We start from the raw sequence: 23,115 nt of genomic DNA on the forward strand, positions 1-23,115 counted from the left end.
CGACGCATCCCGAGCCCCTGCAGATGGCGGGGGCCCTCACCCGTGCTGGCCACGAGGTCCAGGTCGTCACGGCGGCGTCCTTCGGCCGCGATGCATGGATCATGAAGGCCGCCCGTGCGGCCGGACGCCGGGGGATCCTTGGTGGGGTGACCCGGGAGATCCTGCGCCGGGAGCTGCCGGACGGCCTCTCTGACCGCCAGATCATCCGTGGCGGGCATCTGAACGAGCTGCAGAACCTCCTGCATCGGAAGCTCCGCGGCGACCTCGAGTCCGCAGGCGCCGCGATGCTGCGACGCAACGACCAGCTGGGTGAGCGGCTGCGTGGGCAGCTCCGCCGCCGTCGCTCCCCAATGGCAGACGTCGATATGATCGTGGCACAGCAGGGATCCGCTTTTCCGGTGTTCACTGAGGTTGGCCCATCCGCGGTGCGCGTCCTGAACTACCCCATCGCCCATCACCGCTGGCTGGCGCGCGAGATGGCGCGGGAGTTCGCCCTCCGGCCGGACCGCGCCGGGGCGATCTACCTCTCCGACCGCCCCGACGAGGAGGCGCTGGCAACGCTGGATGCTGAGATCGATGCTGCCGACCACCTCATCGTGGGCAGCACGTTCGTGAAACGCACCTGCGTGGAGTACGGCGTGGACCCGGAACGGATCTCCGTGTTGCCCCTGGCCGCCGTGAGTCCGGAGTTCACGGAGGCGGACCATGTCCACCACTTCCCGGATGGGGAGGCGCTCAGGGTCGTGTTCGCGGGGCAGGTGACACAGCGGAAGGGAATCTACTACCTTCTCGACGCACTGGACATGCTGCCTGAGGGCATGGCACACCTTGTGGTCATCGGCGAGGGGCCGCGGGAGATTATGGCTGACATCCGCACGCGCTCCGATGTCACCGTGCTGGGCAGCATGCCCCGCAGTCGGCTCATGGCGCTCGTCTCCGAGGCTGACGTGAGTGCCCTGCCATCCCTTGGCGAGGGTTTTCCGCTGACGCAGATCGAGGCGATGTCCGTGGGGACACCCGTGATCGTCTCCACAGCCACCTTTGGACACGACGTTGTCACCGAGGGGGTGGACGGCTTCGTGGTGGAGCCGCGGGACACGGAGGCGATCGCCCAGCATCTTCGTGCCCTCGCCGAGGACAGGGGGTTGGCGCGGCGCATGGGCGAGGCGGCCGCCGTGACGGCGAGGGGCTTCACCTGGGACCGGTACCGCGAACGGGTCGTTCCCTTGGTGGAGGGCGTCGCGCGAGGACATTCGGTCACCTCCCCGGGGAGCCCGGCCCGCTCCTGATGGGCATGCCCTCCTCCAGGCCGCTGTCGCGGCTGTGAACGGAGGGTGGTCAGGAGCGGAGTGCCACGCTCACCTGCGCCGTGCGTCCGGGGCTGCCGCGAGGTCGGGGAGGCCGTCCTCAAGTTCAGTCCTCAGGACGTCCCCCAAGGACTCGGCGTAGGCCGCGGTGATGTGTGTCGGGTCGGTGCGGACGACCATGCCGCTGACGGCGGCGGGACATTTCCCCTCCACCGTGCAGAACCACGGACGGACATCAATGTAGGGAACACCGGCCCTCTCGGCTCCTGCCTCGAGCGAGGACGCGACCTCGGGCGTCTCGGGCGACCACGAGGTGAGGCAATCGTGGGTGTCACCGATCCGCAGGACGCAGGTGCGCAGATCCGCTGCGGGAGGCGGGGACCCCAGGGCGACGACCTCCGCGCCGGAGGTACGCCACTGGGAGATGGCCTCCGCGGCGCCCTCCGCCCATGCTCCCCAGAGTTCGGGACCCGGCTGCAGGAGGTATCCGCCCTGGGCACCCGATGCGATCACCAGGTCCGGAGCCGTATCCTCCACGAGGCGGTCGACAGCGTCGCGACTGCGGGCGCACTGGCCGACGAAGGCAGGGTCTCCCCAGCGGGCGCCGTGTTCGGCGTCCCACGGGGCGCAGCTGGCGACGCCCACGACCGTCAGAGTCCAAGCCGGACCCAGGGCACGATGGACAGCCGGCGTCCACGCCAGTGCCACTGAATCCCCGACGAGCATGGCATGACGAGGCCCGTCTCCGAACACGCAGGTCTTCAGGTCAGTGGTACCGACGGTATTCGGGCAGGCGTGCATCGGGGCCGCGATCTGGCGCTGCGTCAATGCGTCTGGGGAGGGCGCGAACTCCCCACCCGCCCATGGCTGCGGAGCTGCCACGGCCGCCGACACGGCATCGGCCACTGCCGACGCGTCAGCGAACGCGGCAGGCGCGGAGGCCGGAGCCACGCTCATCGTCCGGTCCGCGATCACGCCCCAGCGCGAGGGGAGGAACTGGATGACGGTGAAGAGGGCGATCGCGGCCGCGACAGCCGCGCCCACCGCGAACGAGCGGCCACGGGAGGACGGCATACGGGTGGAGCGCGGAGGGGCGATGCCGTCATCCTCGGCTGCAGGGGCGGCAGAGCGGGAGCGCCCGCGACGGCGCCGGAACGGCTCCTCGATGTACCGGTGCGAGGCCCAGGCGAGTCCCAGGCTGATGCCGATGGCGGCGAACTGCTGGGGCACGGTCTCCAGAGTCCCGGCGGTGGAAGCGAAGACCACGACGGGAAAGTGCCAGAGATACAGCGAGTAGGAGCGGTCTCCGAGCCACACGGCCACGGGGTTCGTCAGGATCGGATGGAGGTGGGCATCCTTGCGTGCGGCGACCACGAGGGCGGAGCCGACGACGGGGACCAGGGCCGCGAGGCCCGGGAAGGGCGTGGACTCGGAGATCAGGAATGCTCCCACGACGATCATCGCGACCCCGGCGATCAGGAACCATCGCTGGGCCGCCCAGCACCAGGAACCGGGCCGGTGCAGGGTGCCGCGGTGGGCGAGCACGGCGAGGAACGCGCCGACAAGCAGCTCCCAGCTGCGGGAGATGAGATCGAAGTACGCGACCTCGGGACGGGCCGCGACGAGCACCACGGACCAGATGAACCCCGCCGTCAGCAGCGCACCCACACCCAGGAGGGTCCACCGGGAGGAGGCGGCAAGCCTGCGGTCTCCGCGCGCCGTGCCGAAGCGGGCGGCGAGGACCGTCACTCCCACGAGCAGCCAGGGCCAGGCCGCGTAGAACTGCTCCTCCACGGACAAGGACCAGTAGTGCTGGAAGGGCGAGGGGTGGTCGCCGCCGGCCAGGTAGTCCGTCCCTGTGGCGACGAAGTGCCAGTTGGCGACCCACAGGACGGACCAGAGGCCGTCCAGCGTCACCTGCAGGGCGCGAGGGGTAAACCACACGATCCATGCGACGGCGACGGTCACGACGGCGGTCACGACAGCTGCCGGGACGATCCGCCGCACCCGCGAGGTGTAGAACTGCATGAGGTCGATCCGCCCGTGCCGAGCGATGTCCCGAAGCAGGATTCCCGTGATCAGAAACCCGCTGACCACGAAGAACACGTCCACGCCGATGAACCCGCCGGCGGGCAGGCCCGCAGTGTGCTGCAGGACGACGAGGGTCACGGCAATGGTGCGCAGTCCCTGGATGTCAGGCCGGTGGCGCCGGGGGACTCCGGGATGGTCAAGGTCGGTGCGCGGATCGACCCCCAGGGCCGGGGGGCGAGGCGGCGCTCACGCACGCCCCTTCCCTGCGGTGAGGTCGTCAGCGTAGGCCGACGCGTGGAGGCCCAGGTGGTCGTGGGCGGCGCGGATCTGCACATCGTTGCCGCCGGTGCCCACGTTCATGGCGTGGAGCCCGCCGCCCTGGGTCCTGGGATAGGTGTAGAAGGTGCCCAGATGGTCGATCGCCACACGCCGTTTCGGCACGCCGGCGGCCACGGCGACGGCGTTCACCCAGACGTCGTCGGCACGGGGGGAGAGCTCCTGGAACACCGTCCCGTGCTGCAGCAGCGCCTCCTGGAGGGCGCGCGGGTACACCGAGCCCGCGCCCGTGGTGATGAACGTGCGGGGTGACTCCGCCCCCACGGGGGCCTGGCCCCAGTCCGAGTACGGGAGCAGGCCGTCCTTCGTGGTCCGGATCCAGTGCGCCCGGTAGCCGAGGAAGTGCTCCGGCCGCTGGACGTGCTCATGGACCAGCCCCTCGAGCCACGTCGCCGGGTAGAGGATGTCGTCGTCCGCGGCGACGATCGGGGTGTCCGAGGGCCCCTCCGACTCCAGCAGGGAGTAGTACTTCTTGTGCGGCTTGTAGTCGACCGTGGGGAGGATCTCGAGTCCCCTGGCCTGCAGGCGGCCCAGCATGGGGTGCTCCTGGACGGTCCGCTCCGGGTCGTCCACCCACAGCACCATCCGCCGTGGGCGCAGTCGCCCGGCCGCGAGGGACTCGATGGTGTGCCCCACGACGGCCATGCGCTCCCCGTAGGAGGTGAGGGACAGGGTGACGGGCGCCGGTCCTGTCACCGGTGCCCGGCTGACCCGGTTGCGCGCGCGCAGGGCCAGGATGCGGGATCCCTTCCCGACCACCCGGAGTGGGCGCGGGGCGGTGGAGTCCATCTGCATGGTGCGGGTCCTCTCTGGGCGGTGCGAGACCGGTCGATGCCGGGATCAGGCGCTGGTGACGTCCTCAGCGCGGCGGCGGCGCTTCAGGATGTCCGGACGGCCGACTGGATGGAACACCTGGGGACCCCTGTAGAGCGCCTTGAGGACCGGCAGGGGGAGCCGCAGCCCGGGGGAGAAGCGGCGGAACATGGCGGGGTCCCGGTCCTTCATGGCGGTCCAGCTGAGGCCGTTCTCCGCGACGGCGGTGGCCACCACCGTCTCGTCGTTGGGGTGCATGAGGTCGGAGGGGACGTGCTGGACCTCGCGCCGCAGTGCTGTTGCCGCCTCCACGGCTGCCCGGCTGACGCGCAGCAGCGGGAAGAACGAGTGCCACTCACGTCCGCTGAAGCCACGGGAGGTCAGCGTGCCGTACCAGAAGCCCCCCGGATTCTGCGGCGCCATGGAGTGCACCACGAAGTCCGCGGGGTCTTCCGCATAGCGATGCGTGAACTCCATCGGCGTCTGGCCGGAAAAGGCCACGTCGGGTTCGGTCAGCCAGGCGCGCTCCACGCGGCGCTGGGCGAACAGCACGGACAGCGCGTAGTCACCGCAGCGCCACCCCGAGTCGCTGATGTCCGTGGACAGACCGAGCTGTTCGAGTGCCTCCGGGGTGATACGGACGACGTCCACATGGGCCGGCCACTGCTGGGCCGGAGACGAGGCCTCGTCCGCCACGACCACGACGCGATCCTCGCCGAAGGCACGTACCAGTCGGCGATGCGCGGCCAGGGTGGGGCGGTCCGGGCGATGAGCGCGGAGTGCGATCATCTCCTGTGGGGGGACGGGGGTCACGGGGCCTCCTTGGATGGGATGGTCGCGGCCTGGGCTGTGGTCGGGGGGCGCCGGTGGATGCTTGACGCCAGACACATCCTAGTGCGCGGAGACGGGCCGCCCGGATCGGGGGTCGGGGTGATCACGCGCCGCGTCGGACGAGCTTCCGGACGGCCCGGGAGAGGAGGGCGAGATCCTCACGGCGGAGGCCGTAGAAGCCCGAGGCCGAGATGCCGAACCGGGTCTTCAGGAACACGATGTTCATGGTGCCGGACACATATGAGCCGACCAGGGTGGACAATGCCGCTCCCACGACGCCCCAGGGGCCGACCGCCGCCAAGAACACGGTCAGGTTGCACGCGGCACCGATTGCCATGGAGATGCTGCGCAAGCCGGGCCGCCCACGGGCACTGAGACCGGCCCCGGCAACCGAGCCCGAGGTGCCCACGACCGTGGCCAGCAGCAGGATCGCGGCCGCCAACCAGGCGTCGGCGAAGCCCGGGCCGAACAGCCAGGGGATCCACCAGTGCATGGTGGACCCGAGTCCGAGCGCGGCCGCCGCGGAGCCCGCCACGGCCAGCCGACTCGCCTGCTGGAGGCGGCCCGCCTGGAGCGCCGGGTCCGTCTCCGCCGAGTCCGCGGCGAACACCACGTTGCGCACGGCCGCGGAGATCACCGTGGGCACCTCGCCGATGGTCACGGCGACGGCGTAGAGGCCCAGCTGCATCTCATCGGACAGCGGCACCATGAGCACCTGGTCCACCCGTGTGAGGATGATGCCGGAAAGCGCTCCGAGCCAGATCTTGAGCCCATAGCCCAAGAGGGTGCTCAGGGACGGGGCCGCCCCGGGCACCGGGGGATCGCGCAGCACCCGGACGATCAGGGGCAGGTAGATGAGGCCGGCCAGCACCGGGACGGCGGAGAACGTCAGGGCGGCGCTGGGGACCGACAGGTGCCCGGAGAGCCAGAGCACGACGATCACCAGGGCGCGGGCCAGGCCGGCGACCCAGGATTCGAGGGACACCAGCCTCCACCTGTGTTGACCGGAGGCGATGGCTCGGGGCACGAGCAGGACGAGCGTGGGAGTCACGAACGCGGCGGTGAGCCGAATGACGCCGGTGAGCTCGTCGTTGCCGGCCGAGAGCCAGGGCGCCGCGAACCAGGTGCCGATTCCGCCGAGCACACCGAGCCCGGCGATCACCGCCCCCGCCTGCAGGAGCATGGCGCGCTCGCCCCCGGGGCGCCGCGCCACGTGATGCGTCACGGACTCCTGAAGGCCGAAGGTGAGCACCGCGCCGAGGAACAGCAGCGTGGCGGTGCCGGCGGCCAGCTCGCCGCGGCCCTCCACGCCGAGGCTGTGGGCGAGGATCGGCGCCGTCACGAGCGCCAGGAAGGGCGGGACGGCGAGGGCCAGGATCTGCTGCACGACGCTGCGCCCCATCCCGGCGCGTGCGGCCGTCGCACCGGAGGGCGGCGGGGGGACCGTGGGCGTGGGCCGCGCGGACGGGGGCGTGGGGTCTGCTGTCATCGGAGTCGTCCCTTCACGACGCCTTCACGGAGACGGCGGTAGCGGCGGTAGTCCTCGAGGACGGTCGGGATGGCCCGTACGCCGCGTCGCAGGCGCCGCCACCGGGCCAGCCACAGGCTGCGCAGGCCGGCGTCGGCGACGGAGAGGTCTTGGGAGGCGAGAGCGGTGCGGCTGGGGGCGAGCGCCTCCCACAGATGGCGCACCCGGTCGAGGCCGCGAGCCTGGGCCAGGCCGGCGAGCCGCAGTGTGGCGGACTCCCGGCTGTGCGTGTACAGCAGCCAGTCGTCGTCCGGGGCGGGCAGACCCGACCAGTCGCGGTCCGGGCAGAGATCCTGCAGCATCGGTGCGAGGGCGGCGCCGGCGTTCAGCTCCAGGCCGACCTCGATGAACTGGTCCCGCAGCTCCGGGGTCACCAGGACCTCGTCCACGAGGAACCGCAGCTGCCCGTCTGCGCGCCTGTCCCAGGGCTCCCGGAGGGAGGTGAGAGCGAGGATCACCGCGTGCGCGGCCCGGGACGGGGCCGCCACCGGCCAATGGGCCACCTCCACCTCCGCGTGGTCCGACCACAGCCGGTCGAACGCCCGCTTCGGATCGCGGGCATCGAGGCCTGGGTAGCGGTGGTGCACGTCCAGGTCACACGGCCACTGCGGATGCATGACCGTGACGGAGTGTTCGGGGAAGATGCCCAGGTGGTTGTCGTCCGGGCGTGGCACCCACCCCTGGCCACGCAGCGCGTGGAGCAGGGGCTCGACGTCTCCGGGCGCCACCAGCACGTCGACGTCAGTGGGGCGGCCCGCCGGCCGTAGCAGCTGCACCTCGGCGGTGATCCCTTTGATGACCAGTGCGCGGACGCCGGCTGCGGCGGTGGCTTCCTGGACGGCCGCCGCAGCGAGCGGGATCGCCTGCGACAGGGGGAGCGGCTCGACCTCCCCGCCCGGCCGAGCCTCTTGGGCCGTCACGCCCGCGCGGTGGGCGAGGACTCGGCGTCCGTGGGCTCGGCCGTCGTCGTGGATGTGTACGCGTAGTACGACTTGCCGTAGAACCCGTAGTAGCTGGCCTCGGGACCGGTGGTGGGGACGCGGTTCAGGACCGCGCCCAGGACGGGGCCGTTCACCTTCGCCAGGTTGCCCAGGGCCTTCGCGAGCTCGTCACGCGTCGTCTGGCCGGCCGTGACCACGAGCACGCAGCCGTCGTACTTGGCGGCGAGGATGGCGGCGTCGGTGACGGGCAGCAGCGGCGGGGCATCCACGATCACCACGTGGTCCTCCGCGATCGAACGCAGCACGGACTCGAGCCGGGCGGAGGCGAGGATCTCGGAGGGATTCGGCGGTACGGGGCCGGAGGCCAGGACCTTGAGGTCACCCACATCCGGGACGGGCTGGAGGACGTCCCAGACCTCCGCGTTGCCGATCACGGTGTTCGTCAGGCCCACCGAGCCCTCCACATGGAAGGAGCCGGCCACGGTCGGGCGGCGCAGGTCCGCGTCCACCAGGACCGTGGGGATGCCGGACTCGGCGAGGGTGATGGCGGTGTTCGCGGCCACGGTGGACTTGCCCTCGGCGGGGAGCGCTGAGGTGATGACGATGATCCGCGGCGGGTTGTCCGGGCGGATGAACTGAAGGTTGGTGCGCAGCTCCTTGAACGCCTCGGCGAAGTGGAAGGTGACGGTCGCGTCCGAGGCGTCGGCGCCCCGGAGTCCGTCACGCAGGGTGGCGCGGCCGGAGCGATCGGCCTTGCTGCCCTGCTTGTCCCGGCCCTTCTTGCCCTTGGCCGACTTGCGACTCATCACCGGGATCGTGCCCAACACCGTGAGCCCGAAGTCGTCCTCGAGAGCCGCCGAAGACTTGATGCGACGGTCGTTCACAGCACGAAGGGCGGTCAGGGCCAGGCCGAGCACCAGGCCGGAGAGGGCTCCCAGGGCCAGGGCGAGCCGCCCGTTCGGGCTGTGGGGGGTGGAGGGCTTCGTGGCCTCCACCAGGGGGAGCACCTTGATAACGGACTGCGCCGTGACCTCGTCCGCGTCGGCGACACCCGGCATCTGCTGGTTCTCGATGTTGGAGACCTCCTGCGCGAGCGACGCCACCCACGCGTCGGCGAGGGCCTGGGCGGTCTCGGGTGAATCCTGCACGACGCTCAGGCGCACCTCGGCCGTGTCCGGCGGGACGGCGACGGTCAGGCTGCCCAGAGCGGCGTCGGGAGAGATGTCGAGGCCGGCTCGCTCCACGGCCCCCTCAGCCACCGACCGCGACTTGGCGAGCTCCTGATACTGCGTGGCCTTGGACTTGGCCAGATTGTCTGCAGTGAGGGCGATACCCAGGTTCTCGTTGACTCCGGCAGTGACCACAGCGGACGCCTGAGACTGGTAGGTCTGCGGCTGGGTCAGGGTCCACAGGGCAGCCAGCAGGATCCCGACCAACGTGCACGAGGCGAGAAGGACCCAGTGGTCCCGCACCGCCCGGAGCACGTCGCGGGGCGTGAAGCGGGAATGCTCGTTCGCCGAGGGCTGGTCCTTCGTCGAGGGCTGGTCCATGGTCACGAGGGTTCCTCCAGGGGTCGAACGATCAGTGGCAGCGGGATCCGGATGCCGTTTGTCTCACATCGCCGCCAATGCTAACTCACACACGAACACACGGATCGGGACAGGGCCGGGACGCCCCTATGCGACCTCATGGACTCGTTCCACCAGACCCGCGGCCTCGAGCTCCTGGAGCTGTCGCAGCACGAGGCGGGCGAACTCGTCAGACGAGAGCGCCTCCTCCACGGACACGGCGCCGGACGCCACGAGATCCGTCGCGAGTCGACGGGCAGAGGTGGGTTCACCCGCGCGTTGCCAGACGAGTGCCCCGGGTGGGCTCAGGAGGGCGGGCGGACCCCCGCCGGGAGGCAGGACGTAGACCTTCCCCTCGCCTTGATCGGTCGTCCAAGGGCGGCGGGTGGCGCGCAGGACCGTGTCGAGCCGCAGCGGTCCTCCTCTTCCGGTCATCGTGGCCCGATCCCGCGGCGCCACTGGTCCTGGCCGGGCCGGGCCCACAGGCCGAGGTCGCCGCGGCGCACGAGGGTGCGGTCCGGGCGGCGCATGCGGCCGTGCCGACCGGTCTGCGGGACCTCGGTGCCGCCCTGGGCCCGCATCTGGGCGAGAATCGCGGTGAGGGCGGCCATCTCCGCAGGCTCAAGCTGGGCGCCGTCCAGGCGCACGCCCTCGTTCTCCTCGTGTTCCCCGTCCTGACGCGGGGCGTGCTCGAGGGCGCTCACAGCGGCATGTTCCCATGCTTCTTGGCGGGGCGGGCCTCGCGCTTGTGGTAGGTGGCGCGCAGCGCGCGCACCAGGTGGCCGCGGGTGGCGTGCGGGGGCACCACGGCGTCCACGTAGCCCAGCTCGGCGGCCTGGTAGGGGTTGAGCAGCTCGGCCTCGTAGTCGGCCACGATCTCGGCCCGCCGCGCGTCGACGTCGCCCCCCGCCTCCGCCGTCGCCTTCAGGTCGCGCCGGTACAGGATGTTCACGGCGCCCTGGGCGCCCATCACACCGATCTGGGCCGAGGGCCACGCCAGGTTCAGGTCCGCGCCGAGCTTCTTGGAACCCATCACGATGTACGCGCCGCCGAAGGCCTTGCGCGTGATCACGGTCAGCTTCGGCACGGTGGCCTCGGCGTAGGCGTAGATGAGTTTGGCGCCGCGGCGGATGATGCCGTTGAACTCCTGGTCCGTGCCGGGCAGGAACCCGGGCACGTCCACGAGGGTGATGATCGGGATGTTGAACGCGTCGCAGAAGCGCACGAAGCGGGCGGCCTTCTCCGAGGCGGCGATGTCCAGGGTGCCCGCGAACTGCATCGGCTGGTTCGCGACGACGCCCACGCTCATGCCGTCCAGGCGGGCCAGGCCGGTGATCACGTTGGGCGCGTACAGCTCCTGCAGCTGCAGCAGGTGGCCCTCGTCCACGATCGAGGCGATGACCTCGAGCATGTCGTAGGGCTGGTGGGCGGAGTCCGGGACGATCACGTCCAGCGCCTCGTCCTCCGCCGTGAGGTCGAGGGAGGTCGGCTCGAACGCGGGGGCCTCGGCCAGGTTGTTCGAGGGAAGGAACTCCAGCAGGTCCTGCACGTAGGCGATCGCGTCCTCCTCCGAGGAGGCCATGTAGTGGGCGGTGCCGGAGGTGGCATTGTGCGAGCGGGCGCCGCCGAGGGTCTCCATGTCCACATCCTCGCCCGTGACGGTCTTGATCACGTCCGGGCCGGTGATGAACATGTGCGAGGTCTGGTCCACCATCACCACGACGTCCGTCAGCGCCGGCGAGTAGGCCGCGCCGCCGGCGGAGGGGCCCATGATCAGCGAGATCTGCGGGATCATGCCCGAGGCCAGGACGTTGTTCCGGAAGATGTCCGCGAACTGGGCGAGGGAGGCCACCCCCTCCTGGATGCGCGCGCCGCCGCCGTCGAGGATGCCGATCACGGGGCAGCCGTTGCGCGCGGCGAACTCCTGGACCTTCACGATCTTCTGTCCGTTGCGCTCGGACAGCGAGCCGCCGAACACGGTGAAGTCCTGGGAGTAGACGGCCACCTGGCGCCCGTCCACGGTGCCGAAGCCGGACACCAGGCCGTCGCCGGCCGGGTGCTTGGCGTCCATGCCGAACGCGGTGGTGCGGTGCACGGCCAGCGCGTCCAGCTCCACGAAGGAGCCCTCGTCCAGGAGGAGGTCGATCCGCTCGCGCGCGGTGTGCTTGCCGCGCGCGTGCTGGCGCTCGACGGCGTCCGGGCCGCCGGGCGCGGCCGTCGCCTCGAGCCGCCGATGCAGGTCGGCCAGCCGGCCGGCCGTGGTGGTCAGATCGGGATCGGTCACACGTCCTCCTTGTGGTGGTCCGCCAGATGCGGAGGCTCAATCGGCCAGTGTACGGGCCGCCGCGGACGCCCTCGGGTGGAGGAAGCCCGCAAACGGCGGGGACGCCGGCCCGGGTCGCCCCTTCGCGCGCCCCGGCGGCGGATCGGCCCGCCCAGCCCGCCCCCGGGAACGCCGTGTATATCTAGGGGCATGCACCCCGACGACGCCCCCATACCGGATCTGACCTGGCTGGACTCCGCCGGCTCCACGCAGGATGAGCTCCTCGCACGGCTGGACCGCGCAGGGCACCGGCACGGTGCGGCCGTGGCCACCGCGGACCAACGGGCCGGCCGGGGGCGGCACGCCCGCGTGTGGAGCGCCGCGCCGGGGGCGGCACTCGCCCTGTCCGTGTACCTGCGTCCCGAGTCCGGCGGGGTGCCGGTCTCCCCGGCCCACCTGAGCTGGCTCTCGCTCGTCGCCTCCGCCACGGTCGCCGAGCGCCTCGCGGCCCGGGGCGTCCCGACGCACGTGAAGTGGCCGAACGACGTGCTCGCCACGGACGGGCGCAAGCTGTGCGGCGTGCTGGCCACGGTGGCACTGTCCTCGGACGGCAAGGGGCCCGGCGTCGTCGTCGGGATGGGCGTGAACCTGGACCACCGCGGGGCCGCCCCGGTGGACACCGCCACGGACCTGGCGGAGTGGATCGGCGCGGACGCCGTGCCCGCGCCCCGGGACCTCGCGGTCGAGCTGCGCGACGCCGTCGTGGCGGCCGTGGACCGCTTCGCGGCGGGCGTGGCGGGACAGGCGGCGGCCGTGGACGGACGCCACCCCGCCGTGGCGGCCGTGGCGGACCGCCTCTCCACCTTGGGCCGTGCGGTACGCGCCGAGCTGCCCGGCGGCGGCGTGCTGGAGGGCACGGCCGTGGGCCTCGGCCCCGGCGGCACCCTGCGCGTGAAGCACGTCACACCGGACCGTGGCACAATCGAGACCGAGGTCAGTGCGGGGGACGTGGCCCACCTGCGCGGAGACGTCCATCGCGGCGCATGACACACCCGTCCCGGTCAGGAGGTGACCGCCGTGCGACTCGAGCCCGGTGAGCAGGTGATGGTGCGCACCCGCACCCACCCGCGCGCGCTGCTGCGCCCGGCCGCGGTCCTCGTGGCCGTCGCGTTCCTGCTCGGCCTGGCCGTCGGCGTGCTCGCACGCCCCGACCTGCCCGGGATCGTCGCCGCGAACCGCGCCGTGCTCGAGGCGGCCGCGTGGGTGGTCGCGGCGCTCGTCCTGCTCCCCGGCACCGTCCGCCCGCTGTGGCGCTGGGTCTTCCGGCGCACCGTGCTCACCGACCGCCGCATCCTCCAGGGCGCCGGCGTCGGCGGCTCCGGTGCCGCCATGCCGCTCGTGTCCATCGCCGACGTGCAGCGGCGCCGCCGCGGCTCGGGTGCCGGAGACCTGCACATCCTCTTCCAGGAGCCCGCCCGCCAGGTCCACTGGCGGCTGCGCGACGTCCCCGAGGCCGCGCGCTTCGAGGAGGCCCTGGCCCACCTCACCCGCCAGGCCCGCACCGCAACCTGGCCCGCCCCCGTCCCGACAGGAGACCTCCGATGAGCCGTCCGGAGACACCGGACACCGCACCGCTGCCGATCGTCCCGTCGGCTGAGGACGAGACCGCCCGCGACGTCGAGGAGCGCTCCGCCCAGCCCGCCGGCTGGACGAGCGCGATGCGCACGCTCGACGCCGGCCTGGTGGTGGGCCCGCGCGCCTACACCTCTCGGGAGGTGGCGCAGCGCCTCGGCGTCTCGATGGCCTCCGCCCGGAAGATCTGGCGTGCGCTGGGCTATCCGGCCTCGCCGGAGGGGCACAAGGCCTTCACCGAGGCGGACATCGAGGCGTTCGAGTCCGTGCTCACGCTCGTGCGCTCGGGGACGCTGAACGAGGACACCGCCATCTCGCTGGCCCGCTCGATCGGGCAGATGACGGACCGCATGGTGGTGTGGCAGATCGAGGCGCTCGTGGAGGACAAGATCGCCTCCGAGGACCTGACGGACCCGGAGGCACGGCGGGCCGTCGTCGACATGCTCCCGGACATGGTCGGACCGCTCGAGAAGGCCATGCGGATCGTCTACCGGCGCCAGCTCAACCGCGCCGTCCAGCGCCTGACCGTCCGCGTGGAGGCCGGGCTGGCGGCCAGCGCCGAGGGCCGCGACGGCTCCGAATCGGACGCGCCGCTGCCGCTGGCCCGCGCCGTCGGCTTCGCGGACATGGTCTCCTACACGACGCTCTCCCGGACCATGGACGACCGGACGCTGGCTCGCATGGTGCTGCGCTTCGAGTCCCTCGCCGCGGAGACCATCTCGGCCGGCGGCGGCTGGCTCGTGAAGACCATCGGCGACGAGGTCATGTTCAACGCCGAGACCCCCGAGGCCGGCGCCGCGATCGCGCTCTCCCTGGCCGAGACCATCGCCGCGGACGAGGAGCTGCCCTCGGCGCGCGTCGCCCTGACCTGGGGACGGGTGCTCTCCCGCATGGGGGACATCTACGGGCCCACCGTGAACCTCGCCGCGCGGCTGACGTCCCTGGCCGATCCGGGTACCGTGCTCGTGGACGCCATGACCGCTGCGGCCCTGTCCCGGGACGAGCGCTTCGTGCTCGTCCCGCAGCCGCCCAGGATCGTCCGCGGGTTCGGAGAGGTCCGCCCCTCCCTGCTCTTGGACGGGTCGGCCCAGACCCTGCTCGCCGACTGATCGAGGACCCCGTGGACCCCCGCCCCGAGACCCCGTCCGCGCCGCGCCCCCAGGCCGCGGGCGCCACCCACGTGGGCGCCGTCCGCGACCTGAACGAGGACGCGTGGACCGTCGTGGGGGAGCCGCTGGTGCTCGCCGCCGTGGCCGACGGCATGGGCGGGCACGAGGCCGGCGAGGTGGCCTCGGCCGCCGCGATCGAGACCCTGCGCCGCCGCGCCCCCGAGGTGCTCGCCCCGGGCACGGCCCACACGCCCCAGGAGCTCGGCCACCTGATCCACGAGGCGGACGCCGCCGTCGTCGAGGCCGGGCTGGGGCGCTCCGGCACCACCCTGACCGTGCTGGCCTGCCTGGACACGGAGCGCGGTCGCTGGGCCGTGGCGAACGTCGGCGACTCCCGGGTGTACCTGCGGCCCGTCGGCTCGCCGGTGCTCCAGCAGCTCACGGTGGACCACTCGGCGGTCCAGATGCTCGTCGACGCGGGGGAGCTCACCCCCGCCGAGGCCCGCGTCCACCCGCGCCGCAACGTCATCACCCGCGCGCTCGGCTCGCGCGAGGCGCTCACGGTGGACGTGGCCGAGGTCCCCCTCGCCTCCGGGGACCTGGTCCTGCTGTGCAGCGACGGCCTGACCGGCGAGCTGCTGGACGAGGAGATCCGCGCGCTGATCGACGACGCCGACACCCTCGAGGACGCCCTCGAGAAGCTCATCGGCGCCGCCCTGTGGCGCGGCGGCCGGGACAACATCACGGCGGTGCTCGTGCGCATCCCCTGACCCGGGTGCGCCGTCCGGGACGCCGACTACGCTGGGCCGGGTGAGCACCCCCAAGGAATCCGCCGCCCAGCCCGATCCGCAGGACATCCCCGCCGCGGACCTGCGGGAGGAGTATGAGGACCTCGTGGAGCGGGTCCGCGCCGCCCGGACCGCCTACTACCAGCGGGACGCCCCGGAGATCTCGGACGCCGAGTACGACGCGCTGTACCGCCGTCTCGAGGACCTCGAGGCCCTGCACCCCGAGCTCGTGTCCAACGACTCGCCCACCCAGGAGGTCGGGGGGGAGGTCTCGGAGGCGTTCGCCCCGGTCCGGCACGGGGCCCGCATGTACTCGCTCGAGGACGTGTTCTCCGTCGAGGAGCTCGAGGTCTGGTTCCGCCGCGCGGCGCAGGCCCTGACGCAGGTGCGGCCGGGCGTGGCGCCCCGCTGGCTCGTGGAGGTGAAGATCGACGGGCTCGCCGTCGCGCTGCGCTACCGGGACGGGCGGCTCGTGCAGGCCGCCACCCGCGGCGACGGCGTCACGGGCGAGGACGTCACCGCCAACGTGCGCACCATCGGGGACATCCCGCACGAGCTCTCCGGCGAGGGCTGGCCCGCCGAGTTCGAGGTGCGCGGCGAGGTCTTCATGTCCTCCGCCGCCTTCGCCGAGCTCAACGCGCGCCGTGCCGAGGAGGGTCAGCCGCCGTTCGCGAACCCGCGCAACGCCGCCGCTGGCGCCCTGCGTCAGAAGGACCCGGCCGTCACCGCGCAGCGCCCGCTGGCCATGTTCGTGCACGGCATCGGCTCTGTCGAGGCGTTCGGACTGGAGTCCCAGCACGAGGCGTACGACGCGCTCGCGAGCTGGGGCCTGCCCGTCAGCCCCTACACCCGCCGGGTGGAGGGCGCGGACGAGGAGGCGTTGGCCGCCGTCGTCGCGGTGATCGAGGAGTACGGCCGGCGCCGGCACGAGCTGATCCACGAGATCGACGGCATCGTGCTGAAGGCGGACGCGTTCGCGGACCAGCGCTACCTCGGCCACACCTCCCGCGTGCCCCGCTGGGCCGCGGCGTACAAGTACCCGCCGGAGGAGGTGCACACGCTGCTGCGGGACATCGCGGTCTCGGTGGGCCGCACCGGACGGGTGACCCCGTTCGCGGTGTTGGAGCCGGTCACCGTGGCCGGGTCCACCGTCTCCCTGGCCACCCTGCACAACCAGGACGTGGTCAAGGCCAAGGGCGTGTTGATCGGGGACACCGTGGTGGTGCGGAAGGCCGGGGACGTGATCCCCGAGGTCGTGGGCCCTGTGCTGCCGCTGCGCGAGAAGGCGATCGAGGCGGGCCGGGAGCTGCGCGAGTTCGTCATGCCCGCGCACTGCCCCTCGTGCGGCACGCCGCTGGCCCCGGCCAAGGAGGGGGACGTGGACCTGCGCTGCCCCAACGCCCGCTCCTGCCCGGCCCAGCTGGCCGGCCGCGTCGAGCACCTGGCCAGCCGCGGCGCGTTCGACGTGGAGGCGCTCGGCGAGGAGGCGGCCCGCTGGCTCGTCCAGGGCCCCGGGGAGGACCCGGCCGAGCACGAGGGACACGTGCGGCCCGAGGGCCCGGGCCCCATCACGGCGGAGGCGCAGATCTTCGACCTCGCCTCCGGCACACCGGAGGCGATCACGGGCCCCCGCGGCGAGGACGGGTTGACGGACCTGCAGCGCTCCCTCGGCGCGGTGCGCGTGTGGCGCGAGGGCCGCACGAAGGTGGACGGCCGCATGGTGCCCTCGGGCGTGTTCACGCTCAAGCCGTACTTCTTCACCGCCGGCACCGCGAAGAGGCCGTCCGCGCCCACGGCCAACACGCTGCGCCTGTTCGACGAGCTCGAGAAGGCCAAGTCCCAGCCGCTCTGGCGCACCCTCGTGGCGCTGTCCATCCGGCACGTGGGCCCGACGGCGGCCCGCTCGCTGGCCACGGCGTTCGGCTCGATGACGGCGCTGCGCGCGGCGGCCGAGGCCGGCGACCGGGACCGGCTGGCCGAGATCGACGGCGTCGGCCCGATCATCGCGGACGCGCTCATCGAGTGGTTCGCCGAGGACTGGCACCGGGAGATCGTGGACCGCTGGACCGCGGCGGGTGTGGCCATGGAGGACGAGCAGGACGAGTCCACCCCGCGCACGCTCGAGGGCCTGACGGTGGTGGTCACCGGCTCGCTCGAGGGCTTCTCCCGTGACTCCGCGAAGGAGGCGATCCTCGTGCGCGGCGGCAAGGCCTCCGGGTCCGTGTCCAAGAAGACCGACTTCTTGGTGGCCGGCGAGGCCGCCGGCTCCAAACTGGACAAGGCGCAGTCCCTCGGCGTGCCCGTGCTGGACGAGGCCGAGTTCACGGCGCTGCTGGCCGGCGGCCCGGACGCCGTGCGTCCGGCGGACACGGACGACGCCACCGACGGCGCCGCAGACGGGGAGGCCTCGGCATGAGCGCGCGCACCACGGTCCCGGGCCTGCTCGTGGTCGCCAAGGCCGCCGCGCGCGCCGGCGCGGACGTCCTGGCCCGGCGCTGGACCGGTCACCACCCGGCCGTCCCGCTGGGCGTCGAGGAGATCGGCGCGCAGACGAAGTCCTCCGGCTCCGACTGGGTCACCGACTACGACCGCCGCGCCGAGCAGGCCGTCCGGCAGGTCATCGCCGGCTACCGCCCCTCGGACGAGATCACCGGCGAGGAGTACGGCGCCACCCGTCCAGCCGAGCCGTCCGGGTACCGCTGGTCCATCGACCCGCTGGACGGCACCACGAACTTCGTGCGCGGGCTTCCGCAGTTCTGCACCTCGGTGGCCGTCACCGGCCCGGCGGACGCCGAGACCGCCGACCTGCTGGGGGTGGCCGAGGGCACCGAACGCTGGCTGGCCGGCGTCGTGGCGGCGCCCGCGCTGGGGCGCACCTGGTTCGCGAGCGCGGGCCGGGGCGCCTTCAGCACCGCGGACGCGACGACGGCGGGCGTGGACCTTACCGACCGCGATGCCGCCCCCGTGCGGCTCACCGGCCCCGTGCCGGGGCGCTCCGGGCGGCTGCTCGCCACCGGCTTCGGCTACGACCCCGCTCGCCGGGCCCTGCAGGTGCGCGCGCTCGCGGCCCTGCTGCCCGCGTTCGGGGACGTGCGGCGGATCGGCTCGGCGGCGCTGGACCTGTGCATGGTCGCGGACGGCACCCTGGACGCCTACGCCGAGTTCGGCACGCAGGAGTACGACTGGGCCGCCGGCGCGCTGGTGGCGGAGGAGGCCGGCCTCGCGGTGACGCGGCCCTCCTCGGCGGACGGCACGGCACATCCCGACTGGATGGTGGCCGGCGACGTGGACGCGGCCGCCCTGGCCGCCGTGACGGGGGAGACGGCATGAGGCGGATCGTCGGAGACCCGTGGTTCTACCCGGTCCTGTTCGTGGCCGGCGGCCTGACGTTCATGATCGCGGGGACGCGCCTGCAGCAGGTCGGCATGATCGTGGCCGGGCTCGTCCTGGCCGGCTACGCGGTCACGCACCGGTGGGCGGTCCGGGTCCGCTCGCGGCCGTTCGCCGGCGCACAGGCGCACGTCGAGGGCGGCGGCGTCGTCGTGTTCTGGCGGCCGGGCTGTTCGTTCACGCGGCGGCTGGTCACGGAACTGACGGCGCAGGAACGGGAGCGCGCCTACTGGGTGAACATCTGGCAGGAGCCGGCGGCCGCGACGTTCCTCGCGGGGCTGCACGAGGCGCGCGACGGCCACCCCCACCAGGCCGTGCCCACCGCCTGGCTGCGTCGGCGCGACTACGTCGTGGCCACGGACGCGACCCGCGCCCGCCTGAAGGACACGCTGCGCCAGCACGCCGGAGGCGACGCATGAGCGCCCTCGTCCGCCCGTTGCGCCCCGAGGACCACGAGGCGGTCGCCGAGCTCACCCTTGCGTCCTATGTCGACGGCGGCCACATCGCCCCCGACGACGCCTACGTGAAGACCCTCATGGACGTGGCCGACCGGGCCGGCCGCGCGGAGGTCCTCGTGGCCGAGGTCGACGGCGAGGTGGCCGGGTCCGTGGTGCTCACCCCGCCCGGCTCGCCCCTGGCCGAGACCTCCGGCGACGGGGAGTACGAGTTCCGCATGCTCGCCGTGCACCCGCGGTTCCACCGCCGCGGGGTGGGCGGCGCCCTGCTGGCCGAGATCGTGGCGCGGGCCCGCGCCGAGGAGGGTGTGGACGCCGTCGTGCTGACCACCATGCCCTCCATGACCGGCGCGCACCGGATGTACGAGCGCGCCGGCTTCGTGCGCGTCCCGGAGCGGGACTGGCTCCTCGCGGACGTGGTGCCGGACCTCGACCCGGCCGAGGAGACCGGACCGTTCCTCGTCTACCGGCTCGCGCTGGACTGACCCCGGGCGGGACATCGGCACCGGAACCCCATTCGAGGCGGGAAATCCCTGTCATGCGGGCCCGGAGCGCCGCGGTGGGGTGGATTTCCCGCCTCGAAGCGGTGGCGGCGGCCGGGCAGGCCCCGGCACTAGACTCGACCCCGATGTGGCCGCCGCCGCGCCGGCGTCGTCCACCCCGCCCCGACCCGTCACACGAGGAGATCCATGCCTGAGATCACCCGGGATCAGGTGGAGCATCTGGCTCGCCTGGCCCACATCCGGATGACCGACGAGGAGCTGGACACGATGTCCGGCGACCTGGAGAAGATCCTGGAGCACGTCTCCGCGGTCCAGGCCGCCGCGGGCGACGACGTGACGCCGACGTCCCACCCCATCGCGTTGGAGAACGTGTTCCGCGAGGACGTGCCGGCCGGCATGCTCACACAGGAGGAGGCCCTCGACCAGGCGCCGGACTCCGAGGACGGCCAGTTCAAGGTCCCCGCCATCCTGGACGGAGAGTGATCACCCCCATGACCGCGACGTTCGACGTGAACGCGACCCTCGGCGCCGACGAGCTCGTCCGGCTCACCGCGCTGCAGATGGCCGAGCGCCTGCGCGCCGGCACCACCACCTCCGTGGAGCTCGTCCAGGCCCACCTGGACCGCATCGCGGCCCACGACGGCGACGTGCGCGCCGACGCCGCCGGTGACCGCGGCGTGCGCGCCTACCTCCACGTGAACACGGACGAGGCCCTCGCCGTCGCCGCCGAGGTGGACGCGATCCGCGCCGCCGGCGGCCCCGAGGCCGACGCCCTGCACCCGCTGGCCGGCGTGCCCGTGGCCGTGAAGGACAACATCGTCACGCGCGGCCAGCCGACCACGGCCGCCTCCCGCATGCTCGAGGGCTGGCTCAGCCCGTACGACGCCACGGTGGTGGCCCGCCTCCGCGAGGCCCGCCTGCCGATCCTCGGCAAGACCAACCTCGACGAGTTCGCGATGGGCGGCTCCACCGAGCACTCCGCGTTCGGCATCACCCGCAACCCGTGGGACGGAGACCGGGTGCCCGGCGGCTCGGGCGGCGGGTCGGCGGCCGCCGTCGCCGCCTTCCTGGCACCCTTCGCCCTCGGCTCGGACACCGGCGGCTCCGTCCGTGAGCCCGCCGCGTTCACCGGCACGGTCGGCGTGAAGCCCACCTATGGCGCGGTCTCCCGCTACGGCCTGATCGCCATGGCCTCCTCGCTGGACCAGATCGGCCCCGCCGCCCGCACCGTGGCCGACGCCGCGGCGCTGCAGCAGGTCATCGCCGGCCACGACCCGCAGGACTCCACGTCCCTGGCCGACGAGCCGGCGGACCTGACCGCCGCGGCCCGCGGCCGCGACCTGGCGGGGCTGCGCGTCGGCGTCGTGACGGACCTGCCGGCGGACGCGTTCCACCCGGGCATCCGGGCCGGCTTCGACGAGCACGTCGCGGCCCTGCGTGAGGCGGGCGCGGAGATCGTGGAGGTCTCCTGCCCGAGCTTCGACGCCGCCCTCGGCGCGTACTACCTGATCATGCCCTCGGAGGCCTCCTCCAACCTGGCCCGCTTCGACGGTGTCCGCTACGGCCACCGCGTGGTGCCCGACGGCGGCGGCACGATCGAGCAGGTCATGGGCGCCACCCGCGCCGCCGGGTTCGGCGCCGAGGTCAAGCGGCGCATCATCCTGGGCACCTACGCGCTGTCCGCCGGCTACTACGACGCCTACTACGGCTCCGCGCAGAAGGTCCGCACGCTCGTGCAGGAGGACTTCGCCCGCGCCTTCGAGCAGGTGGACGTCATCCTCACGCCCACCGCCCCGACCCCGGCGTTCGAGCTGGGCGCGAAGACGGACGACCCGATGACCATGTACGTCAACGACCTCACCACCATCCCGGCCAACCTCGCCGGCATCCCGGGCATGTCCGTGCCGGGCGGCGTCGTCGACGGGCTGCCCTACGGCCTGCAGCTGATGGCGCCGACGCGCCAGGACGCCCGCCTGTACGAGGCCGGCGCCGCGCTCGAGCGCCTCGTGGCCCAGCGCCGGGGCGGGCCGGTGTGGGCCGAGGCCCCCGAGCTGGAGAAGGGCGCGCAGCGCGCCACCACCGCGACCACGGCAGGAGGCCGGGCATGAGCCACGCAGAGCAGACCATGGACTTCGCGGAGGCGATGGAGCGCTTCGACCCCGTGCTGGGCTTCGAGGTGCACGTGGAGCTGAACACCGCCACGAAGATCTTCTCCTCGGCGCCCAACGCGTTCGGCGACGAGCCGAACACCAACGTGACCCCGCTCGACCTCGGCCTGCCCGGCACCCTGCCGGTGCTCAACCGCAAGGTCGTCGAGTACGCGATCCGCCTGGGCGTGGCCCTGGACGCGCAGGTCGCCGAGACCTGCCGGTTCGCGCGGAAGAACTACTTCTACCCGGACACGCCGAAGAACTTCCAGACCTCCCAGTACGACGAGCCGATCGTCTTCGACGGCCACCTCGACGTCGAGCTGGAGGACGGCGAGGTCTTCCGCGTGGAGATCGAGCGCGCGCACCTCGAGGACGACGCCGGCAAGCTCACCCACGTGGGCGGCTCCGGGCGGATCCAGGGCGCCTCCGCGTCCCTCGTCGACTACAACCGTGCGGGCGTGCCGCTCATCGAGATCGTCACCAAGCCGATCGTCGGCGCCGGCGCGCGAGCCCCCGAGCTGGCCCGCGCCTACGTCACCGCGATCCGGGACATCGTGCAGGCCATCGACATCTCCGACGCGCGGATGGAGCGCGGCAACGTCCGCTGCGACGCGAACATCTCGCTGATGCCCAAGGGCGCCACCGAGTTCGGCACCCGCACCGAGACGAAGAACGTGAACTCCACGCGCGCCGTGCAGCACGCGGTCACCCACGAGATCCAGCGCCAGGCCGCGGTGCTCGCCGCGGGCGGCACCGTGACGCAGGAGACCCGCCACTGGCACGAGGACACCCGCAGCACCACCTCGGGTCGCCCGAAGTCGGACGCGGACGACTACCGGTACTTCCCGGAGCCGGACCTCGTGCCGGTGCACGTGGACGCCGCGTGGGTCGAGCGCGTGCGCGCGGCCATGCCCGAGCTGCCGGCCGTGCGGAACAAGCGGCTCAAGGCCGAGTGGGGCTTCTCGGACGAGGAGTTCCGCGACGTCGTCAACGCCGGCGTGCTGGACGAGATCGTCGCGACCGTGGAGGCCGGAGCCTCCGCGGCGGCCGCCCGCAAGTGGTGGATGGGCGAGATCGCCCGCCTGGCGAACGTCCGCGAGGTCGCCGTCGCGGAGCTGGGGATCACCCCGGCGCACGTGGTGGAGGTCGAGGAGCTGATCGCCGCGAAGACGATCAACGACAAGATCGCCAAGCAGGTGCTCGGTCTGGTGGCCGACGGCGAGGGCGCCCCGAAGGAGATCGTCGCGGCGAAGGGCCTGGCCGTGGTGTCCGACGACGGTGCGCTCACCGAGGCCGTCGACGCCGCGATCGCCGCCAACCCGGACGTGGCCGAGAAGATCAAGGGCGGCAAGATGGCCGCCGTCGGCGCCCTGATCGGCCCGGTCATGAAGGCCACCCGCGGGCAGGCCGACGCCGGCCGCGTCCGCGAGATCGTCCTGGAGCGCCTGGGCGTGTCCTGACGACCGCGCG

21 protein-coding genes are annotated in these 23,115 nt (G+C 72.8%); 12 read left to right on the forward strand and 9 right to left on the reverse strand.

The window, feature by feature from the left end; translation table 11 throughout:
- Positions 1-23: 23 nt before the first annotated feature.
- Positions 24-1,289, forward strand: coding sequence for a glycosyltransferase family 4 protein (locus MLUT_RS14450; protein WP_231936572.1), 1,266 nt, complete (start codon positions 24-26; stop codon positions 1,287-1,289).
- Between the two features lie 69 nt (positions 1,290-1,358).
- On the opposite strand, the gene MLUT_RS14455 is transcribed toward MLUT_RS14450, so the two are convergent.
- The 9 genes from MLUT_RS14455 to MLUT_RS14490 all read right to left on the reverse strand — a co-directional run bounded on the left by MLUT_RS14455 (position 1,359) and on the right by MLUT_RS14490 (position 11,639).
- On the reverse strand, positions 1,359-3,563 hold the full coding sequence (locus tag MLUT_RS14455) for an acyltransferase family protein (protein WP_306425521.1): 2,205 nt from the start codon (positions 3,561-3,563) through the stop codon (positions 1,359-1,361).
- Positions 3,564-3,584: 21 nt separating this feature from the next.
- Positions 3,585-4,469 (reverse strand): hypothetical protein, encoded by an 885-nt coding sequence (locus MLUT_RS14460; protein WP_010079250.1) that lies wholly within the window; start codon positions 4,467-4,469, stop codon positions 3,585-3,587.
- A 45-nt stretch (positions 4,470-4,514) separates the two neighbouring features.
- The gene (locus tag MLUT_RS14465; protein ID WP_010079249.1) at positions 4,515-5,300 is read right to left on the reverse strand and encodes a hypothetical protein; all 786 of its coding nucleotides are present in this window, start codon (positions 5,298-5,300) and stop codon (positions 4,515-4,517) included.
- Positions 5,301-5,421: 121 nt separating this feature from the next.
- The gene (locus MLUT_RS14470; RefSeq protein WP_231936573.1) at positions 5,422-6,807 is read right to left on the reverse strand and encodes a lipopolysaccharide biosynthesis protein; all 1,386 of its coding nucleotides are present in this window, start codon (positions 6,805-6,807) and stop codon (positions 5,422-5,424) included.
- Positions 6,804-7,766, reverse strand: a complete 963-nt coding sequence (locus MLUT_RS14475) for a nucleotidyltransferase family protein (protein WP_010079247.1) — start codon at positions 7,764-7,766, stop codon at positions 6,804-6,806. The genes MLUT_RS14470 and MLUT_RS14475 overlap by 4 nt, the downstream gene beginning before the upstream one ends.
- Positions 7,763-9,337 carry a tyrosine-protein kinase domain-containing protein gene (locus MLUT_RS14480; protein ID WP_012750765.1) on the reverse strand — a complete coding sequence of 525 codons (1,575 nt, stop codon included), beginning with the start codon at positions 9,335-9,337 and terminating at the stop codon, positions 7,763-7,765. The genes MLUT_RS14475 and MLUT_RS14480 overlap by 4 nt, the downstream gene beginning before the upstream one ends.
- Positions 9,338-9,463: 126 nt before the next feature.
- Positions 9,464-9,589, reverse strand: a complete 126-nt coding sequence (locus MLUT_RS24045; RefSeq protein WP_010079245.1) for a hypothetical protein — start codon at positions 9,587-9,589, stop codon at positions 9,464-9,466.
- A 197-nt stretch (positions 9,590-9,786) separates the two neighbouring features.
- Complete coding sequence (locus MLUT_RS14485) at positions 9,787-10,059, reverse strand: hypothetical protein (protein ID WP_010079244.1); 273 nt, start codon at positions 10,057-10,059, stop codon at positions 9,787-9,789.
- Entirely contained in the window at positions 10,056-11,639 is a 1,584-nt protein-coding gene (locus MLUT_RS14490; RefSeq protein WP_012750767.1) for an acyl-CoA carboxylase subunit beta, read from the reverse strand. The genes MLUT_RS14485 and MLUT_RS14490 overlap by 4 nt, the downstream gene beginning before the upstream one ends.
- A gap of 189 nt (positions 11,640-11,828) precedes the next feature.
- Here MLUT_RS14490 and MLUT_RS14495 point away from each other — a divergent pair, with 189 nt between their 5' ends.
- From MLUT_RS14495 to gatB, 11 genes are all read left to right on the forward strand, one after another.
- A complete protein-coding gene (locus MLUT_RS14495; protein ID WP_010079242.1) occupies positions 11,829-12,665 on the forward strand; it encodes a biotin--[acetyl-CoA-carboxylase] ligase in 837 nt (278 codons plus the stop codon).
- Between the two features lie 21 nt (positions 12,666-12,686).
- A complete protein-coding gene (locus MLUT_RS14500) occupies positions 12,687-13,223 on the forward strand; it encodes a PH domain-containing protein (RefSeq protein ID WP_227717915.1) in 537 nt (178 codons plus the stop codon).
- Positions 13,220-14,359: an adenylate/guanylate cyclase domain-containing protein gene (locus MLUT_RS14505; protein WP_010079240.1), complete on the forward strand. Its 1,140-nt coding sequence runs from the start codon at positions 13,220-13,222 to the stop codon at positions 14,357-14,359. The genes MLUT_RS14500 and MLUT_RS14505 overlap by 4 nt, the downstream gene beginning before the upstream one ends.
- A gap of 11 nt (positions 14,360-14,370) precedes the next feature.
- Entirely contained in the window at positions 14,371-15,129 is a 759-nt protein-coding gene (locus MLUT_RS14510; RefSeq protein WP_010079239.1) for a PP2C family protein-serine/threonine phosphatase, read from the forward strand.
- 40 nt (positions 15,130-15,169) lie between these two features.
- Entirely contained in the window at positions 15,170-17,563 is a 2,394-nt protein-coding gene (gene ligA, locus MLUT_RS14515; protein WP_012750768.1) for an NAD-dependent DNA ligase LigA, read from the forward strand.
- The gene (locus tag MLUT_RS14520) at positions 17,560-18,477 is read left to right on the forward strand and encodes an inositol monophosphatase family protein (RefSeq protein ID WP_012750769.1); all 918 of its coding nucleotides are present in this window, start codon (positions 17,560-17,562) and stop codon (positions 18,475-18,477) included. Before ligA ends, MLUT_RS14520 begins: the two co-directional genes overlap by 4 nt.
- The gene (locus MLUT_RS14525; protein ID WP_010079234.1) at positions 18,474-18,956 is read left to right on the forward strand and encodes a hypothetical protein; all 483 of its coding nucleotides are present in this window, start codon (positions 18,474-18,476) and stop codon (positions 18,954-18,956) included. Before MLUT_RS14520 ends, MLUT_RS14525 begins: the two co-directional genes overlap by 4 nt.
- A complete protein-coding gene (locus tag MLUT_RS14530) occupies positions 18,953-19,477 on the forward strand; it encodes a GNAT family N-acetyltransferase (RefSeq protein ID WP_010079233.1) in 525 nt (174 codons plus the stop codon). The genes MLUT_RS14525 and MLUT_RS14530 overlap by 4 nt, the downstream gene beginning before the upstream one ends.
- A 204-nt stretch (positions 19,478-19,681) precedes the next feature.
- On the forward strand, positions 19,682-19,978 hold the full coding sequence (gene gatC, locus MLUT_RS14535; protein ID WP_002854348.1) for an Asp-tRNA(Asn)/Glu-tRNA(Gln) amidotransferase subunit GatC: 297 nt from the start codon (positions 19,682-19,684) through the stop codon (positions 19,976-19,978).
- 8 nt (positions 19,979-19,986) lie between these two features.
- Entirely contained in the window at positions 19,987-21,603 is a 1,617-nt protein-coding gene (gene gatA, locus MLUT_RS14540; protein WP_174260670.1) for an Asp-tRNA(Asn)/Glu-tRNA(Gln) amidotransferase subunit GatA, read from the forward strand.
- On the forward strand, positions 21,600-23,105 hold the full coding sequence (gene gatB, locus MLUT_RS14545; RefSeq protein WP_010079231.1) for an Asp-tRNA(Asn)/Glu-tRNA(Gln) amidotransferase subunit GatB: 1,506 nt from the start codon (positions 21,600-21,602) through the stop codon (positions 23,103-23,105). Before gatA ends, gatB begins: the two co-directional genes overlap by 4 nt.
- The last annotated feature ends 10 nt before the right edge of the window (positions 23,106-23,115 follow it).

Origin of the sequence: Micrococcus luteus NCTC 2665, assembly GCF_000023205.1 — a bacterium.
GTDB lineage: Bacteria > Actinomycetota > Actinomycetes > Actinomycetales > Micrococcaceae > Micrococcus > Micrococcus luteus.